This is a genomic window from Streptomyces sp. NPDC051315 (assembly GCF_044455165.1).
Taxonomy (GTDB): Bacteria; Actinomycetota; Actinomycetes; order Streptomycetales; family Streptomycetaceae; genus Streptomyces.
This window is the reverse complement of sequence record NZ_JBITEN010000004.1, coordinates 253,862-271,726: the sequence shown is the minus strand read 5'-3', so window position 1 is coordinate 271,726 and position 17,865 is coordinate 253,862. Positions and strand designations below refer to the sequence as shown.

At 74.1% G+C, this 17,865-nt stretch carries 15 protein-coding genes; 12 read left to right on the top strand and 3 right to left on the bottom strand.

What is annotated here, in order from left to right; all coding sequences use genetic code 11:
• Window positions 1-138 precede the first annotated feature (138 nt).
• Complete coding sequence (locus tag ACIBBD_RS10390; protein ID WP_399418908.1) at window positions 139-1,140, top strand: DUF2510 domain-containing protein; 1,002 nt, start codon at window positions 139-141, stop codon at window positions 1,138-1,140.
• Window positions 1,141-1,293: 153 nt separating this feature from the next.
• Here the strand turns inward: ACIBBD_RS10390 and ACIBBD_RS10385 are convergent, their stop codons facing one another.
• Window positions 1,294-1,908, bottom strand: coding sequence for a TetR/AcrR family transcriptional regulator C-terminal ligand-binding domain-containing protein (locus ACIBBD_RS10385; protein WP_399418907.1), 615 nt, complete (start codon window positions 1,906-1,908; stop codon window positions 1,294-1,296).
• A 233-nt stretch (window positions 1,909-2,141) separates the two neighbouring features.
• Here ACIBBD_RS10385 and ACIBBD_RS10380 point away from each other — a divergent pair, with 233 nt between their 5' ends.
• The gene (locus ACIBBD_RS10380) at window positions 2,142-2,951 is read left to right on the top strand and encodes a phosphatase PAP2 family protein (protein WP_399418906.1); all 810 of its coding nucleotides are present in this window, start codon (window positions 2,142-2,144) and stop codon (window positions 2,949-2,951) included.
• Window positions 2,948-3,898: a hypothetical protein gene (locus ACIBBD_RS10375; protein ID WP_399418905.1), complete on the top strand. Its 951-nt coding sequence runs from the start codon at window positions 2,948-2,950 to the stop codon at window positions 3,896-3,898. The genes ACIBBD_RS10380 and ACIBBD_RS10375 overlap by 4 nt, the downstream gene beginning before the upstream one ends.
• Window positions 3,899-3,913: 15 nt before the next feature.
• Here the strand turns inward: ACIBBD_RS10375 and ACIBBD_RS10370 are convergent, their stop codons facing one another.
• Both ACIBBD_RS10370 and ACIBBD_RS10365 read right to left on the bottom strand, forming a co-directional pair.
• The gene (locus tag ACIBBD_RS10370; RefSeq protein WP_399418904.1) at window positions 3,914-4,771 is read right to left on the bottom strand and encodes a phospholipid scramblase-related protein; all 858 of its coding nucleotides are present in this window, start codon (window positions 4,769-4,771) and stop codon (window positions 3,914-3,916) included.
• 97 nt (window positions 4,772-4,868) lie between these two features.
• A complete protein-coding gene (locus tag ACIBBD_RS10365) occupies window positions 4,869-6,920 on the bottom strand; it encodes a phosphocholine-specific phospholipase C (protein WP_399418903.1) in 2,052 nt (683 codons plus the stop codon).
• 519 nt (window positions 6,921-7,439) lie between these two features.
• On the opposite strand from ACIBBD_RS10365, the gene ACIBBD_RS10360 reads away from it, so the two are divergent.
• The 9 genes from ACIBBD_RS10360 to ACIBBD_RS10320 all read left to right on the top strand — a co-directional run bounded on the left by ACIBBD_RS10360 (window position 7,440) and on the right by ACIBBD_RS10320 (window position 17,759).
• A complete protein-coding gene (locus tag ACIBBD_RS10360; RefSeq protein WP_399418902.1) occupies window positions 7,440-7,964 on the top strand; it encodes a hypothetical protein in 525 nt (174 codons plus the stop codon).
• Window positions 7,965-8,371: 407 nt separating this feature from the next.
• A complete protein-coding gene (locus tag ACIBBD_RS10355) occupies window positions 8,372-10,402 on the top strand; it encodes a hypothetical protein (protein WP_399418901.1) in 2,031 nt (676 codons plus the stop codon).
• A 147-nt stretch (window positions 10,403-10,549) separates the two neighbouring features.
• On the top strand, window positions 10,550-12,064 hold the full coding sequence (gene pelF / locus ACIBBD_RS10350; RefSeq protein ID WP_399418900.1) for a GT4 family glycosyltransferase PelF: 1,515 nt from the start codon (window positions 10,550-10,552) through the stop codon (window positions 12,062-12,064).
• Complete coding sequence (locus tag ACIBBD_RS10345) at window positions 12,061-13,476, top strand: hypothetical protein (protein WP_399418899.1); 1,416 nt, start codon at window positions 12,061-12,063, stop codon at window positions 13,474-13,476. Before pelF ends, ACIBBD_RS10345 begins: the two co-directional genes overlap by 4 nt.
• Window positions 13,477-13,565: 89 nt before the next feature.
• Entirely contained in the window at window positions 13,566-14,567 is a 1,002-nt protein-coding gene (locus tag ACIBBD_RS10340; protein WP_399418898.1) for a GDP-mannose 4,6-dehydratase, read from the top strand.
• A gap of 49 nt (window positions 14,568-14,616) precedes the next feature.
• A complete protein-coding gene (locus ACIBBD_RS10335; RefSeq protein WP_399418897.1) occupies window positions 14,617-15,330 on the top strand; it encodes an NDP-sugar synthase in 714 nt (237 codons plus the stop codon).
• A 7-nt stretch (window positions 15,331-15,337) separates the two neighbouring features.
• Complete coding sequence (locus ACIBBD_RS10330; RefSeq protein WP_399418896.1) at window positions 15,338-16,279, top strand: NAD-dependent epimerase/dehydratase family protein; 942 nt, start codon at window positions 15,338-15,340, stop codon at window positions 16,277-16,279.
• The gene (locus ACIBBD_RS10325) at window positions 16,276-16,938 is read left to right on the top strand and encodes a spherulation-specific family 4 protein (RefSeq protein ID WP_399418895.1); all 663 of its coding nucleotides are present in this window, start codon (window positions 16,276-16,278) and stop codon (window positions 16,936-16,938) included. The genes ACIBBD_RS10330 and ACIBBD_RS10325 overlap by 4 nt, the downstream gene beginning before the upstream one ends.
• 8 nt (window positions 16,939-16,946) lie before the next feature.
• Complete coding sequence (locus tag ACIBBD_RS10320; RefSeq protein ID WP_399418894.1) at window positions 16,947-17,759, top strand: endo alpha-1,4 polygalactosaminidase; 813 nt, start codon at window positions 16,947-16,949, stop codon at window positions 17,757-17,759.
• Window positions 17,760-17,865: the final 106 nt, after the last annotated feature.

The window sequence follows — 17,865 nt, the reverse complement described above, 5'->3', positions numbered from 1 at the left end:
CGGGGACGTCAACGGCGGTGGACCCGCAGCGAATTGACGTCGGTTTCCGGCCGGACGGGCAGGGTGTGCCGGGCCGGCGGCCGCACGGGCGGCCATCCCTCTCATCGGACTTTCACCGACGCCTCATACGGTGGGGGCATGACGCAGGTGACTCCTCCCGGGTGGTACCCCGACCCCGGGCAGACAAGTGACGGTCCCGCCACCGAGCGCTGGTGGGACGGCAAGGCGTGGACGGACCAGACCCGCGCCGCGGGCTCGGCCGCCGCATGGGGTCCGCCGGCGCAGCAGCCGGCCACCGGGGCGTATCCGGCCCATCCGGCGTATCCGGCGTATCCCTCGGCTCCGGCGGGCCCGGGCGGTGGGCGGCGCGGGCTGCGCACCGGTATCGCGGTCGCGGCGGCCGTGGCGGTCCTCGCCAGCATCGGGGTCGGCGTGTACGCGCTGACCAAGGGCGACGGCGGCTCCGACGGTGCCGAAACCGCGCAGGGGCCGGGCGGCCAGGACGGTCCGGGCGGCTCCGGCGGACAGGGCGGGCCGTTCGGCGACTCCGGCGGGTCGGGCGGGTCCGGCGGGTCCTCGCCCGCGCCGGACGAGTCCGAGCCGCCGAAGATCAAGAGCGGCGCGGTGACCGACGCGCTCAACGGGATCAGCATCCCCATCCCGGACGGCTGGACCGGGCAGGAGCTGAGCGTGGGCGCGCAGATCACCTCCGACTCCTCCTACGAGTGCCCCGGCGACACGTCGAAGACCTGCACCAAGGGGGGTGTGTACTCGGCTCCGGCCGAGGCCCTGGGCACCAAGGGGGACACCGCCGAGGAGGTCGCGAAGGCGGACATCGAGGCCAATGCCGAGGAGTCGTACGGCGGCGCCACGTACGGCGAGATCACCTCCCACCAGGTACTCGCCTCGAAGGCGGTCACCGTGGCCGGGCAGAAGGGCTACCTGGTGCGCTGGAAGGCGGTCACCAGCAAGGGCGCCGACGGCTACGTCGAGTCGCTGGTGTTCCCGGCGCCCGCGGACACCGAACGGCTGGTGGTGCTGCGGTTCGGGGTCGACGCCGACCAGAGCGTCTCGGTCATCGACACGATCACCAAGGGCATCAAGGTGTCCACGGGCGGCGGCAGCGGACAGGACGTCTGACGCCCGGTCCGCCCCGGGTACCGGCCGGCCGGGTGGGGCGCCCCTCCGCTCAAGGGGAACCCCACCCGGCCGGGGGGTGCGCGCCGCCCCCGTCCCCACGGTGCGGCGCGAGCAGGTCACCGTCCGGTCATCCCGCGGACGGCGGCCTGGGTCCTAGGTGAGGCCGAGGGCCGGCAGCACGGCGGCCTCCACGAAGCGCAGCAGGTAGTCCTCGTCGGCGTACGTGCCGTCCACCACGGGGCGGGCGCGGACGACGCCGAACATCTGGGCCGGGATGTACTCCAGCGCCGGGTGACCGGCGGGGATCTCGCCGCGTTCGACGCCGCGCCGCAGGATCTCCCGCAGGGCGGCGATCTCCGGGTCGACGAGCGCCTCGCGCAGCGCCCGGGCGAGTTCCTCGTCCTGGGTGACGGCGTGGCCGAGGGCCTGCAGCAGTTTGGTGTCGGTGGTGGACCAGCGGGCCGCGGCCCGTGCGGCCTCGCGCAGGTCGCCGGCGAGCGTCCCGGTGTCGATGCCGTCCAGGCGGGAGCGGCGGCGGGAGCGCAGGGCGGCCACCACGAACTGCGGCTTGGTCCTCCACTGCCGGTACAGCGTGGACTTGCTGCACCGGGTGCTGGTGGCGACCCCCTCCATGGTGACGGCTTCGTACCCGCACTCACGGATCTGTTCGAGGACGGCGTCGAAGAACTCCTGCTCACGCTCGGGCGTGAGCTTGGAGCGGCGCGAGGCGGTGACCGGCTCCGGTCCGTCCGCGGCCTGCGACGTCATCGCTTCCCTCTCCTCGTTGCTGTCGGTCGGGTCGGCCGGTCCCGCTGTCCGACGGCTCCCCGCCGGTGGCCTGTCTCCAGTGTGGCCCACATCAATCGATACGTCAGTGTACCGGTACTGAAGCGTATCGGTACACTGACGTATCGGTACGACACCGTATCGATGGTGTGCACAGGAGCCCTGGGCCCACGCCGCACCGCACCCGCACCACCGTCCAGCGAAGGGGCCGGGGGATGAATGCCCGCACCGAGCCTGCAGAAGCGGAGCCGGCCACGCCGGTACGGCCGCCCATAGTCCGGGAGCTCCTGCTCGTCGCAGGGCTCTTCCTCGTCTACAAGCTCGGCCGGCAGCTCGCCACGGGCCACACCGCCGAGGCCTTCCGCGACGCGCACCGCGTGTGGGACGCCGAACGGTGGCTCCGTCTCCCCGGCGAGGGCGCGGTGCAGTCCCTGCTGCTGCACGCAGACACCCTCGTCCGCGTCGCGAACACCTACTACGCGACCGTCCACTTCCCCGCCACGGCCGCCTTCCTCGTCTGGCTGTACCTGCGGCGTCCGGCGCACTACGTCTGGGCCCGCCGGGTCCTGGCCGCCGTCACCGCCGCCGCCCTCGTACTCCACCTGCTGTTCCCGCTCGCCCCGCCGCGCATGCTCGCGGCGACGGGGCTGATCGACACCGCGCGGGTGTACGGGCCGTCGGTGTACGGGCCGCCGCAGACCGACCAGCTGTCGAACCAGTTCGCGGCGATGCCCTCGCTGCACTTCGGCTGGGCGCTGATGGTCGCGGTCGGCCTGATCGCCGCGACCCGCTCCCGGTGGCGGTGGCTGTGGCTGCTGCATCCGCTGGTCACGCTGCTGGTCATCGTCGGGACGGCGAACCACTACTGGCTCGACGCGCTCGTGGCGAGCGCCCTGCTCGGGCTCGCGCTCGCGGCGGTCCACGCGCCGCGGCGCACGACGACCACGGCCGGAGGCGGGGCGCGGCGGCTCCTCGCGGCCGAGGAGCGGGCACCGGAGCAGGTGCTCGTGGGGGCGGGCCGATGAACGCCACCCTCGTCGCCGTCGTCCTCTCACTGCTCTCGGCCGTCGCCTACGCGGCCGCCGCCGTCGCCCAGGAGCGGCTCGCCTCCCGTGCCGCGGGCACCGGTCTGCTGCGGCTGCTGGGCAGCGGCGCGTGGTGGGCCTCCGTGGGACTGAACGGCGGCGCCGCGCTGCTGCACGTGATGGCCCTCACGTACGGCCCTCTCACCGTCGTCCAGCCGCTCGGCGCGCTCACCCTGGTCGCGGCGGTGCCGATGGGCGCGCGGGCGGCGGGGCGGCGGGTCCGCGCCGCCGAGTGGCGCGGCACCGCGTTCACGCTGCTGGGGCTGGCCGCGATCCTGGTCACGGCGGCCGGGCCGGCACCGGAGCGGGTGCTGAGCGTGCCCGCGGCGCTCGCGGTGGCGGGGACCACGACCGCGCTGATCGGTCTCCTCGCGCGGCCCGGCGCCCGGCCCGGGCTGCGGCACGCGACCGCGTCCGGAGTCGCCTCCGGTGTCGCCTCGGCGCTCACCCAGTCCGTGACGGTGGCCGCGACGGACCGGTCGGGTCCGCTGCCCGGCGTGCAGGTGATCGGGGTGGCGCTGCTGGTGGCCGCGTTCGCCGCGGCCGGGCTGCTGCTGTCGCAGACCGCCTACCGGGGCGGCCTCGGCGCCCCGCTCGCGGTGGTGACGCTGGCGAACCCGGTGGCCGCCGCGGTGATCGGCCTCGCGCTGCTGGGCGAACGGCTCCAGGGCGGGGCGGCGGGCGTACTGCCGGCGCTGGCGGGGGCGGGCCTCGCCGGGTGGGGGGTGGTCGTGCTGTCCCGGGCGACGCCGGAGCCGGTACCGGCCGTCGAGGACGAGGAGCATCCCGTGGCGGCGGTGCTGGCGCTGGAGCCGGGTGCGGCCTCAGCCGAACCCGCGCTGCTGCCCCGGCCGACGACCGGGCCGGGGCACCTCACACCGCTGTAGGACCGCCCGGCCGGGTCAGCCGAGGCCGCGCGAGTCCTGCTTGAGCGCCGTGTCCACGGTCAGCGCCGTGGCGACGACCAGGCTCAGCAGCGGCTCGGGCAGCTGGTAGTGGATCTGCAGGACGTAGTTGTCCGCGGTCGTGAACAGCGTCTTGGCGAGGCCTTCCCAGGTCTTGGTGATCCGGGCGACCTCGTTGTCCGCGTGGTCGACGATCGCGAAGTTCCAGGCCCGCCAGTTCTCCGCCTTGATGGCGCCGACCTGCTGCCCGTTGGCGTTGATCGCGAAGTTGATCTTCCCGAAGACGTTCTGCTGGACGATCTCACCGACCGGCTGCCCGTCGGGGCGGGTGACGATCACCCGCGACTTGAATATCTTGCGCGGCCGGGTCAGCAGCAGCACCGGCTGCCCGTAGGCGTCACGGATCTCCAGCCGGTGCGTCAGGAACTGGTCGATGCTGGCCACGAAGCGCAGGACCTTGCGCAGCGCGCTCTGCCCCACCTGGACGACCGAGCCGAGCTGGTTGCCCTGCTGGTCCATGACCTTGTACTCGTTGGTCAGCTCGATCAGCTTGGCCTTCTGGTTCACCACCAGCACCGGTTCGCTGAACAGGCTGCCGCCGCCGGGGCCGCCCGGCGCGACCCCTGCCTGCTGCTGCACCTGGCGCTGGACGCGCGGGTCGGTCCCGGCGGGCTGCGCCGGCACCTGGGCCGCGGGCTGGGCCTGGGGCTGCGCCGGCACCTGCGCCTGGGGCTGTGCCTGCTGGTCGGCGTGGGTGTGCTCGGTCCACTGGGAGCCGTCCCAGTACCGGAGGGTCCGGACGGCTCCGTGCGGATCCGGATACCAACCTGCAGGTGTGTTCGAATGCGTGGTCACCGGGGCACACTACCCCGAGCCCACCAGGACCTGACCAGCCCCCACGAGGCGGTGTTCACCGTCCCTTTACCCGCGCATCGCCCTCAAACCCGGCGGCTCACTCCGTCGCGATGGCCGGGTCGCTGACGCCGGGACGCCCGTTCTCCACGTGCCCGGCGAACCGCCGCAGGAAGGACGGGTCGGCGGCGGAGGTGACCGTGAGGTCGTACCAGCGCCGGCTCGCGCGGAGGTCGACGGTGCGCCGAAGGACGGCGCCGACGCGTACCTCGACGGTCCTCGTGCGGCCGCCGTACCCGTCCGCCACCTTCAGCTCGGCGGTGCCCGGCCCGCGGTTGGTGAAGGTCAGCTCCAGGCCGTCGCCGACGTGCCGGGCGACCACCTCGCACCCGGCCTTCCTCCCGGGTCCCCTGAAGACCCGCAGGAAGCCGTTCGGACCGTGCACCGTCAGGTCGTACGCGCCGTCGGAGTACGCCGAGTCCCAGGTGTCGGAGATCTTCCTGCCGGCCCCGGTGGTGTACGTCCACGGTCCGTCGGCACGGTTGCCGGAGGTGACGAGGAACGCGGCGCCCGCCCTGGGCCCGGAGGCGAAGGTGAGCGTGAACGTCCCGGCGGACGCGTCGGCCGAACCGTCCACGGCGGGCGCGTACGTGAGCGGGCGGGTGGGCCGCAGGCCGCGCTCCTGCCGGGGCAGGGCGCCCTCGGCGGGCGGGGTCGGCCGGTAGTCGGGGTGGCGCTCGCGGTCCGGCGGCTCGTAGCCGTCGGTGTCGGGCAGCGCGACCGGCCGGGTGTCCGTGCGGGCGAAGTCGAAGGCCGCGGTCAGGTCGCCGCAGACGGCGCGCCGCCAGGGTGAGATGTTCGGCTCGCGCACCCCGAAGCGGCGCTCCATGAACCGGATGATCGAGGTGTGGTCGAACGTCTCGGAGCAGACGTAACCGCCCTTGCTCCAGGGCGAGACGACCAGCATCGGCACGCGCGGGCCCAGCCCGTAGGCGCCGGCGACATGGGTGTCGCTGCCCGGGAAGAGGTCCGCGGTGACGTCGACCGTGGACCGGCCCCGGTCGCCGGAGGCCGGCGGCAGCGGCGGCACCAGGTGGTCGAAGAAGCCGTCGTTCTCGTCGTACGTGATGAACAGGGCCGTCTTCGCCCACACCGCCGGGTCGGAGGTGAGCGCGTCGAGGACCTGGGCGATGTACCAGGCGCCGTAGTTGGAGGGCCAGTTGGAGTGCTCGGAGAAGGCCTCGGGGGCGGTGATCCAGGAGATCTGCGGCAGCTCGCCGGCCCGGACGTCCGCGCGCAGCCGGTCGAAGTAGCCGTCGCCGTTCCCGACGTCGGTGCCGGTGCGGGCCTTGTCGTGGAGCGGGTCGCCGGGCCGCGCGTCGCGGTAGGCGTTGAAGTACAGCAGGGAGTTGTCGCCGTAGTTGCCCCGGTAGGCGTCCTCGATCCAGCCCCAGGAGCCCTGCGCGTCGAGGCCGTCGCCGACGTCCTGGTAGATCTTCCAGGAGATGCCGGCCTCCTCCAGTCGCTCGGGGTAGGTCGTCCAGTCGTAGCCGAGCTCGTCGTTGCCGAGGACGGGGCCGCCGCCCCTGCCGTCGTTGCCCGTGTGACCCGACCACATGTAGTAGCGGTTGGGGTCGGTGGAGCCGATGAAGGAGCAGTGGTAGGCGTCGCAGATGGTGAACGTGTCGGCGAGGGCGTAGTGGAAGGGGATGTCCTCCCGGGTGAGGTACGCCATGGTCGTGGTGCCCTTCGACGGCACCCACCGGTCGTACCTGCCGCCGTTGTAGGCGGCCTGGCCGTCGGGCCAGCTGTGCGGCAGGCCTTCCAGGAACTGCATGCCGAGGTCGTCGGCGGTCGGCCGGAAGGGCAGCACCTCCTTGGTGCCGTCCGACTGGTGCCACACCGACTTTCCGCTCGGGAGCGTGACGGGATGCGGGTCGCCGAAGCCGCGCACTCCCCTCAGCTTGCCGAAGTAGTGGTCGAAGGAACGGTTCTCCTGCATCAGGACGACGATGTGCTCGACGTCCTCGATCGACCCGGTGCGGTGGTTGGCGGGCAGGGCGGCGGCGCGCTCGATGCTGCTCGACAGCGCGCTGAAGGCCGTGGTGGCGCCCGCGATCTGGAGGAATCTGCGCCGGTTGACTTCGGGCATGGGTGAGGGACCTCTCGTGCGAGGGGGTTCGACGGCCGGGCCGCTGGGTGACGGACTGCGCGCGCAAGGAGTGTTCCAGGGGCACGGAACGCCGAGGAAGGGCCGGATGGCGCCGATGTGAAGGGCGACGGTACGGGGGGTGCGGGACGGGCCGGGGATCCGCCGAGAGGGCACCGGGGCGGGGCGCCGGGAAGCGGCGGCGGGGTCGCGGGGGCGGGGTCGCGGGGGCGGGGCGGGGCCCCGCCGGGCAGCGGCAGCCGCGGAGGCCGGGCCGGAAACCGGCGGATGGCCGAGAAGGCGCGGGACCGTCCGGGTCCGGGGTGCGGCCCGCCAGATCCGGTACAGGCCAATGGCGCCGACGCTCCCCGCCACCGGCCACCCCCTCCCGCATCCCCGATACCGTGCGGGAACACCACTCCTCCGCCTTCTTCACGTGTCGCGCACTTCCGGCCGATCCGCGTCCCGGCCGCGGCCCGTGGGGCAGACGGTGGCCTCGCCGCCTGCCTAGCCTCCCGCCCCATGCGATCACCACTCATGAGACGTCTCGGCCTCGGCGCCGTCCTCGCCCTCGTCCTCGCCGTGTTCGGCCTGGCCCCGACGGCGAGCGCGGACCCCGCGCCGGCCGAGCTGACGTTCACCACCGACAGCGCCACCACCACGCCCGGCGGCACGGTGAACCTGTCGATGACGGTCACCAACCACAAGACCTACGACATCTGGTTCGTGTACCAGACGATCGACCCGACCTGGCTGACCACCCAGCGGCCCGACCTGAAGTACACCTTCACCGGCTGCGCCCTGGCCACGGCCGCCGGCCCGACGCCCTGCTCCGGGACCGGGCCCGCCGATCTCGGCGCCAACTACGGCGCCACCGTCCCGCCCGGCCAGAGCCGCACCGTCACCCTGACGCTCCAGGTCGCCGCCGACTCCGGCTGCAACGGCAACATCGGCTTCTACTCGTACTTCTACGTCGAGTTCAGCGACCGCACGAGCATCAGCGGTGGTCCGGTGTACACGCCCGAGACCCGCGTGCTCTGCGCCTGACAGGTCGCCCGGGTGCGGGCCGGTGGCGGCCGGGGTGACCGAAACAGGCCTGCGAGCAGGCACACCCCCCGGTGTGGACCACTGGCACCGCATCCGGCGGACCCGGTCGTCCGCCGGCGTGCCGCGCACGGCCCGGACCAGCACGCCGAGCACGCGTGCCCCCCGGGTCCCCGACGCACCGGCGGACGACCGCATGCTCATTTCGGTTCCACTGGCGACCGGTTGGACACCTGCACTTTTCCGTCATGTTTCGCAACATGACCGCGAAAGCTACACACAGACATCACCATGTGACGCGACGGATGCGCGACCGACTGGCTTCTGAGGGGGACGCCGGCGTCGCGCAAGGGGGTGCGTCCGCTCCGCGGAGCCGTGCTCACCCCTGCCCGGGGAGGGGACTTCACCGCATGAAGCGGACCTTACGCACCGCCGTGCTGACGGTGGGCGCGCTCATCGCCGCTCTGGGCCTGCCGGCCGGCGCGGCCCACGCCGACACCATCGCCCCCCGCGTCGATTTGCGGGTGCTGGTGGTCAGCGACGGCGGCCCGTCCACCGCCGCGATCGCCGCCGAACTCGACGCGGCGGGCATGCCGTACACCGAGGTCGACCTCACGCAGGCGGGGCGGCCCGTGATCGACGCCGGGTTCCTCGCGGACACGGTGGACGGCCGGCCCCGCGCGAGGTTCCAGGCCGTGGTGCTGCCCGACGACGACCCGTTCCCGGCCGGCTCCGCCGAGATGGCGGCGCTCGCGGCCTACGAGCGGACGTACGCCGTGCCCCAGGTCGACGCCTACACCTACGCGCGTCCGGAAGCGGGTCTGCAGTACCCGGTGTACGGCGGCTACTCCGGCAGCGTCGACGGGGTGCGGGCGTCGGTGACCGCCGCCGGGAAGGAGGGCCCCTTCGGCTACCTCGACGGGGCGGTGCCGTTCGAGGACAACGACCCGACCGTGGGCGAGAGCTACGCCTACCTGTCGGCGCCCGCGGCGGGCGCCGACTTCACGTCGTACGTGGACGCCCCGATCCCCGGGAGCACCAACCGGGGCTCGCTGGTGGGCGAGTACCGGCACGACGGGCGGCGCGAGCTCGTCGTCACCTTCGTCTACAACCAGCACCAGCAGCAGTTCCGGCTGCTGGCCCGCGGCATCGTGGAGTGGATGACGGGCGGCGTGCACCTGGGCGCCTCGCGCAACTACTTCGCCGTGCACGTCGACGACGTCTTCGCCGCCGACGACCGCTGGAACACCACGCTCAACTGCACGCCCGGTGACGTCGACTGCACCGACCCGAACGTCACGCCCGACCCGATCCGGATGACGCCCGCCGACGTCGACCACGCCGTCTCCTGGCAGGACAGCGAGAACTTCACCCTCGACTTCGCCTACAACGGCGCCAGCAGCGTCGACCACCGCGAGGACAACGGCGGCGCCGACGAACTCGCCGACAAGCTGGTCGCGGACCGCGACGCGTTCCGCTGGATCAACCACACCTACACGCACGCCTTCCTGGGCTGTGTGCAGGACACCACGGTGGTGCCGTGGCGGTGCGCCACCGACGCCGCCGGCTCCACTCAGTGGATGAGCCGCAACGAGATCTCCGACGAGATCGCCACCAACCGCGCCTGGGGCCTGGCGGCCGGACTCCCACTGGACGACGGCGAGTTGGTCACCGGCGAGCACTCCGGCATGAAGGTGCTGCCGCAGCAGCCCGAGGACAACCCCAACCTGGCCCTCGCCCTCGACGACAACGACATCGCCTGGCTCGGCTCGGACAACTCCCGCGAAGGCGCCCAGCGCCGGGTCGGCCCCGCCACGACCGTCCCGCGCCACCCGATGAACGTCTTCTACAACGCGGGGCGGGCCGCCGAGCAGGTCGACGAGTACAACTGGATCTACACCAGCCGCGCGCAGGGCGGCAGCGGCATCTGCGAGGACAACCCGGCCACCACCACGTGTCTCGCGGCGCCGCTGGACACGGCCACCGGCTACACCGGGCACATCGTGCCGCTGGAGACGCGGATCGCCCTCGGACACGTCCTCGCCAACGACCCGAAGCCCCACTTCATCCACCAGTCGAACCTGGCGGAGGACCGGATCGCCTACCCGGTGCTCAGCGGCGTCCTCGACGGCTACGCGGCCCTGTTCGCCGAGGACACCCCGGTGGTGAACCTGCGGATGAAGGACATCGGCGTCGAGCTGCAGCGCCGCGCCGCCTGGCGGGCCGCCCTGCGCGACGGCGGCGTGACCGCCTACCGCGTCGGTGACACCGTGACCGTCGAGGCCCCGGAAGGGGTCGCGGTCACCGCGACCGTGCCCACCGGGACCACCCTGGCCGGTACCGCCTTCGGCGAGGCGTACGCGGGCGCGGTGTCCGGATGGACGCCCGCCACGGGCACCCCGCTCGCCTTCACGCTGCCGGCGTCCGCCGCGCACGACTGACCGGGCGCGGGCCCCGGCCGCCGCACCCGCGGCCGGGGCCACCACCGGCGAAACGGTTCTCCCCAGGGCCGCCCCGCCGGGTGCCGCAGCACGGCTCGCACCATCCCGCACCCGAACCACCCCACACCTCGCCCGTGGAGCACATCGATGCACGTTCCCCACGCCGCGCGACGCCCCGGCGCAACGCGCGTCACCCTGCTCACCGAAGGCACCTATCCGCACAGTCACGGCGGCGTGAGCGTCTGGTGCGACCAGCTCGTGCGCGGCATGCCCGACATCGACTTCGACGTCGTCGCGGTCACCGGCACCGGACGCGAACCCCTCGTGTGGGAGCTGCCCGCGCACGTCTCGCGGGTGCTGTCCGTCCCGATGTGGGGCGACCCGCCGCAGGGCCGCCCGCCCCGGGGCCGTGCGCACCACCGGCTCGCCGCCGCCTACGAGGAGTTCCTGACCGCGCTGCTCGACCCGTGCGCCGAGGACGGGTTCGCGCCCGCCCTGTACGTGCTGGCGCGGGCGGCGGCGGACGGCGCCCTGAGCGCCTTCCTGCGCGGCGACCGGGCCCTCGCCCTGCTGACCGCCGTCTGGAACCGGCCGGGGCTCGCCGTGCGCGAGGCCCGGCCGACCGTGCACGACGCGCTGACCGCGACCTCCCTGCTGGAGCACGCGCTGCGCCCACTGGCCGCGCCCGCCCCGGAGCACGGGGTCGCCCACGCGGTCAGCGGGGGTGTCGCGGTCCTGCCGGGCCTCGCCGCCCTCGAACGGCACGGCGTGCCGCTGCTGTTGACCGAGCACGGTGTCTACCTGCGGGAGCGCTACCTGGGCTACCGCACCGCCCCGTACCGCTGGCCGGTGAAGGCGGTCGTGCTGGGCTTCTTCCGGCTGCTGGCCGAAGAAACGTACCGCCGGGCGGCGCTGATCACCCCGGGCAACCGCTACAACCGGCTCTGGGAGGAACAGGGCGGTGCCGACCCGGAGTCGATCCGCACGGTCTACAACGGTGTGGACCCCGCCGCGTTCCCGCCGGCCGGACCGGAGCCGGAGGCCCTCACCCTCAGCTGGGCGGGCCGGGTCGACCCCATCAAGGACCTGGAGACCCTCGTCCGGGCCTTCTCCCTCGTGCGGGACCGGCTCCCCGACGTACGGCTGCGGCTGTTCGGCGGGACACCGCGCGGCGGGGAGGCCTACCGGGAGCGGTGCGAGGCGCTGGCCGCCGAGCTGGGGCACGCGGACGCCGTCACCTTCGAGGGCCGCGTCGACGACATCAAGGACGCCTACGCGGCCGGCACCGTCGTGATGCTCTCCAGCATCAGCGAGGGCTTCCCGTTCACGCTGATCGAGGCCATGTCGTGCGGCCGGGCGACCGTCTCCACCGACGTGGGCGGGGTGCGGGAGGCCGTCGGCGACTCCGGGCTGGTCGTGCCGCCGCGTGATCCGGCCGCGATGGCCGCGGCGGCGCTGGAACTCCTGGGCGACCCGGCGCGGCGCCGGGCGATGGGCGAGGCGGCCCGGCTCAGGGTGATCGAGCAGTTCACCCTGCGGCAGACCGTCGACACCTTCCGGTCCATCTACGAGGAACTCCCCCTGGTCCGCCAGGAGTCGACGGTGATGCCGGTCCCTGTCGGGGCACCCGCCCCGACGGTCACGGGGAGCCTCGCCGGATGAGCGGGCCGCTGTCCCTCGAACCCGGCGGCGCCGAACAGGACACGCTGGCGCTCCGGCTGGCCGTCCCCCGCCCGGCGCGGCGCCGCCCGCGCTGGGCCGTCGACGACACCACGCTCGCCGTCCGGCTGCCGCGGCACGGCCCGGACGAGGAGGCGGTCAGCGCCCTCGCCGCCGACCTCGCCGACCGCGTGGGCCCCGCCGTCCACCCCTACGAGGTGGCCGCACTGCTGGAGGCGGAGGGCCTGTCCGCCTCCGTGATCAAGGAGCGGTACGGCCACCCGAACCTGTTCTCGCTCGCGTCCGCGCTGTACGAACGGGTGCCCCGGACGTTCCCCGAGCCGGCGCCGGCGGCCGACCCGTGGCGCCCGGACACCGTGCGCTGTCTGCTGCGGGGCGCGCTGTTCGCCCTGCCGGGCCTCGCCTACCTGCTCACCGCGCCGCTGTGGGACGCCGGCCGCCACACCGCCGTCCTCGTCGTGGCGGGGCTGGTGTCCTGGGCCTGGGGGCAGGCGCTCGGTCACCGCGCCCATCTGCGCCGGGCGACCGGGCCGCGCGAGGCGGGCCGCACCCTGCTGGCCGGCACGCCCGTGGGGGCCGTGGTGGCCACGGCGGCCGCCGCGCTGCCCGCCGGGGGCGGCGCGGTGACGCTGGTGGCGGCCGCGCAGTCGGTGTACCTGGCGGCGGCGGGCGTGCTGCTGGTCCTGGGCCGCGAACGTCTGCTGCTGGCCGCGCTCACCCCGCTGGTCGCCGGTGCCGTGGTGCTGCCGTGGGCAGAGCCGGGCCCGTGGCCGCGGGCGGGGCTCGTGCTGCTGGCGCTGCTCGCGGTCCTCGCCGTCACCGCCCACGCCCTGCGCGCCGCCCTCGCCGCCCCCGCCGTCCCCGGCGCCACGCGTCCGCCGCTGCTGCCGTCCCTGCCGTACGGCCTGTTCGGGCTGGCCGCGGGCGTGCTGGTGCTGCTGGAGGGACGGCGGGAGCCGTACGCGGTGCTCGTGCTGACGGTGAGCATGGGGCCGGCGGAGTGGCTGCTGTACCGCTACCGGGGGCTGTCGGTCGCCGCGCTGCGCGCCACCGCCACCCCCGCGGGGTTCCTGCTGCGCTCGGCGGGCGTGCTCGGCCTCTGCCTGGCCGCCTACCTCCTGCCGCTGCTGCCCGCCGCCCTGCTCACCGGCGCCGAACCGGCCGTCCTGCTGCCGCTCGCGGCCGCGCTGTGGACCGCGCTGCTGCTCCAGGCGTTCGGGGCGGCCTGGCCGTCGGCCGCGGTCTGTCTCGCGGCGGCGGCCGGCGCCGGGGCGGTCACCCTCCTGCACCTGCCACCGGGCCCGGCGGCACTGCCGCTGTGCTGCGGCGCGGCCGCGCTGTCCCTGACGGCGTGCGCGCTACGGCTGCTCGGCCGGCCGGCCGCCCACGCCTGACCCAGGGCATGACCGCGCCCGCGCCCACCACCGACCCCGCTCCCCGTCCCGTCCTCCACCCTCGACCATCCATCGGAAGGATCCCCGAGTTGACCTCCGCACCGCTCGCCGCCGTCACCGGAGCCGAGGGTTTCATCGGCTCCCACCTCACCGAGGCCCTGGTCGCCTCCGGACACCGCGTGAGGGCCATGGCCCAGTACAACTCCTTCTCCTCGTACGGCTGGCTGGAGACCCTGCGCCCGGACGTCCTGGACCAGGTCGAGATCGTCCTCGGCGACGTCCGCGACCCCGGCTCGGTCCGCGGCCTCCTCGAGGGCGCCGACGTCGCCTACCACCTGGCCGCGCTGATCGCGATCCCGTACTCCTACCAGGCCCCGCACAGCTACGTGGACACCAACGTCACCGGGACCCTGAACGTGCTGGAGGCCGTGCGCGCCCTCGGCATCCCCCGGCTGGTGCACACGTCCACGAGTGAGACGTACGGCACCGCGCGGACCGTGCCGATCACCGAGGACCACCCCATCAACACGCAGTCGCCGTACGCGGCGTCGAAGGCGGGCGGGGACCGGCTGGCCGACAGCTACCACGCGAGCTTCGGCACCCCGGTGGTCACGCTGAGGCCGTTCAACACCTTCGGACCGCGCCAGTCGATGCGGGCGGTGATCCCGACCGTCATCGGCCAGGTGGCCGCCGGGGAACGCACGATCACCCTGGGCGACCTGCGCCCGACCCGCGACTTCACCTACGTCGAGGACACCGCGCAGGCGTTCCTCGCGGTGGGCACCGCGCCGGCGGAGCAGGTCGTCGGGCGCACCTTCAACGCCGGGACGGGCGGCGAGATCTCGGTCGGGGACCTCGTCGCGCTCATCGGCAAGGTGATGGACACCGCCCTGGACGTGCGCGAGGACACCGCCCGGATCCGGCCCGCGACCTCCGAGGTGATGCGGCTGGTGGCGGACGCGAGCCGGCTGGCCGCCGCCACCGGCTGGCAGCCCGCGCACACGCTGGAGGAAGGGCTCGCGCACACCGTGGAGTTCTTCCGCGACCCGGCCAACCTGGCCCGCTACAAGACCGGCATCTACAACATCTGACACCCGTCCGGCACGCACGTCCGAAGCACATCCACGAAGGAGGAGCCCCATGCACGCAGTGATCCTGGCGGGAGGCAAGGGCGTCCGGCTGCGGCCCTACACCACCGCGCTGCCCAAACCGCTCGTCCCCATCGGCGACCAGCACGCCATCCTGGAGATCGTGCTGCGCCAGCTCGCCACGGCCGGTTTCACCAGCTGCACCATCGCCATCGGCCACCTCGGCGAGATCATCCGCGCCTACGTCGGCGACGGCTCCCAGTGGGGCCTGGCCGTCGACTACGCCACCGAGGACAGCCCGCTGGGCACCATGGGCCCGCTGCTGAACCTGCGCGACCGGCTGCCGGAAACGTTCCTGGTGATGAACGGCGACGTCCTCACCGACCTCGACTACGCCGACGTGCTGCGCCGGCACCGGGACTCGGACGCGCCGCTGACCATCGCCACGTACGCCCGCACGGTGCACATCGACTTCGGGGTGCTGACCACCTCCGACAGCAAGGTCGTCGCGTTCACCGAGAAGCCGAGCATGGACTACCGCGTCTCGATGGGCGTCTACGGTCTGTCCCGGACGACGCTGGAGGGGTACACGCCCGGACTGCCGCTGGGCTTCGACGAGCTGGTGCTGGATCTGCTGGGGGCGCAGCGACCGCCGCACGCCTACGAGTTCGACGGCTACTGGCTGGACATCGGCCGCCCGGACGACTACGACCGGGCCAACGCCGAGTTCACCACCCGCAAGTCGCTTCTGCTCAAGGGAGCCTGAGCACCGCATGCGCATTCTCGTCCTGGGTCACACCGGCTATCTGGGCCGGCACGTCGTCGAGCGGCTGCGTGCCCTGCCGGGCGCGACCGTCCTCGGCGGCGGCCGCTCGCCCGCCGCCGACCTCCCCGTCGACCTCGCCACCGTGCGCCCCGAGCGGCTGGCGAAGGCGCTGGCGGCGGCGGCGCCCGACACCGTGGTCAACTGCGCGGGGGCGACCGGCGGTGACGCCGTGACCCTCGCGGAGGTCAACGCCCGCGGCCCCGCCGTGCTGTGCGCGGCGCTGCGCGAGGCGGCGCCCGCGGCCCGCCTGGTCCACCTGGGCTCGGCCGCCGAGTACGGTCCCGGCGTCCCCGGCGTCCCGGTCACGGAGTCGGCGGCCACCCGCCCGGCCGGCCCGTACGGCGCCACCAAGCTCGCGGGCACGGTCGCGGTGACCGCGTCCGGCCTGGACGCGGTGGTGCTGCGGGTGGGCAACCCGGTGGGGCCGGGGGCGCCGCCGTCCGGTCTGCCCGGCAGGCTCGCGGGGCTGCTGCGCGCGGCCGGGCCGGACCCGGACGCGGTGCTGCGGCTCGGCGACCTGTCCGCGTACCGCGACTTCGTCGACGTACGCGACGTGGCGCGGGCGGCGGTCCTCGCGGTCACCGTCCCGGGCCGGCTGCCGCCGGTCCTCAACATCGGCGGGGGCCGGGCCGTCCCGGTGCGTGAGCTGGTCCACGGGCTGATCCGGCGGGCGGGCTTCCCGGGGCGGATCGAGGAGGAGGCCACCGGGCCGTCCGGGGTCACGGGACCCACCGGGCCGACCGGGCCGACCGGATCAGCGGGCTCGTCGCGTTCGGCGGAGGTGTCGTGGCAGTGCTCCGACATCACCGCCGCCGAGGCGGCCCTCGGATGGCGGCCCGCGCACACCCTCGACGACGCGCTGGCCGCCCTGTGGGAAGGCGACCGTTGAGCCTGCTCGTCCCGCTGTACGTCCACCCGGCCGAGGACCCGGGCGCCTGGCACCGTCTGATCACGGCCGCCGCCGGCACCTACGGGGTCGTCCTGAACCCGGCGAGCGGGCCGGGCGAGAGCCCCGACCCGGCGTTCACCGCGGCCGCCGCGGCGCTGCGCGCGGCCGGCGCCCGGTTGCTGGGCTACGTCGACACCGACTACGGCGTGCGGGGCCGGGCCGAGGTCGCCGAGGACGTCCGCCGGCACCGGGAGTGGTACGCGGCCGACGGCTGCTTCCTCGACCGGGTGACGGCGACACCGGACGGACTGTCCGACTGCCGCCGGCTGGTGCGGGCGGTGCGCCGGCTCGGTGCGGGGACGGTCGTGCTGAACCCGGGGGTGCACCCGGCTCCCGGGTACGCCCGTCTCGCCGACCTGACCGTCACCTTCGAGGGCCACTGGTCCACGTACGTCTCGGCGTTCAGCCGGCCGGCGTGGACCGCCCGCCTCCCGCCCGAGCGGCTGTGCCACCTGGTCTACGGTGTTCCGCAGGCGCTCGTGCCGCTCGCCGTGCGCACCGCGCACGAGCGCGGCGCGGCGGTCTGCGGGCCGGTGACGGGCGAGCCGCCCAACCCGTGGGCCGCGTTGACACCCGCGCTGAACGGGACGGAGCGGTGAACGGGGCGATGAGAAGCAGGACAGTGGCGTACCTGGCGGTCCTGGCCGCGCTGGTGGCCTGGACGCTGAGCGGCTGTTCCGGCACGCGGGGCGGGGACGGCCCCGCGCTGGGGACGGGCGAGGCCCGCTGGCAGCCGCGCCCCGGTCTGGCCTGGCAGTGGCAGCTCGACGGCCCCGTCGACCCGTCGGCCGACGTGCCCGTCTACGACATCGACGGCTTCGAGAACTCGGCGGCGGACGTCGCCCGTCTGCACCGCGACGGCCGCAAGGTCATCTGCTACGTCAACGTCGGCGCCTGGGAGGACTTCCGGCCCGACAAAGACGCCTTCCCCCGCTCGGTGCTCGGCCGGCCCAACGGCTGGGCGGGTGAGCGCTGGCTGGACATCCGGCGGATCACCGTCCTGCGGACGATCATGGAACGGCGCTTCGACATGTGCCGCGACAAGGGCTTCGACGCGGTCGAGCCCGACCTGGTGGAGGGCTACGGCAACGACACCGGCTTCCCGCTCACCGCCGGCGACCAGCTCCGCTACAACCGCATGATCGCCGCCATCGCCCACGAGCGCGGACTGTCGGTGGGACTGAAGAACGACCTCCCGCAGATCCCTCAGCTCCTGGCCGACTTCGACTTCGCGGTCAACGAGGAGTGCGCCCAGTACGACGAGTGCGAGCGGCTCACTCCGTTCATCGAGGCCGGCAAGGCGGTCTTCCACGTGGAGTACGCGGAACCGACGGCCGGCTTCTGCCCCGAGGCGCGCCGGCTGCGGCTGTCGTCGATGCTGAAGAAGCCGGAGCTTGGGGTGTGGCGCAGGCCCTGCTGAGCGGGGTGAGGGCGCACGACGGCGGCGCGGCGCCCGTGCTCCGCCCTGCCGCGGTGAACGACATCTCGCTCGGCACCTCCCCCGGCGCGGCGCCGAAGCGGCCGCG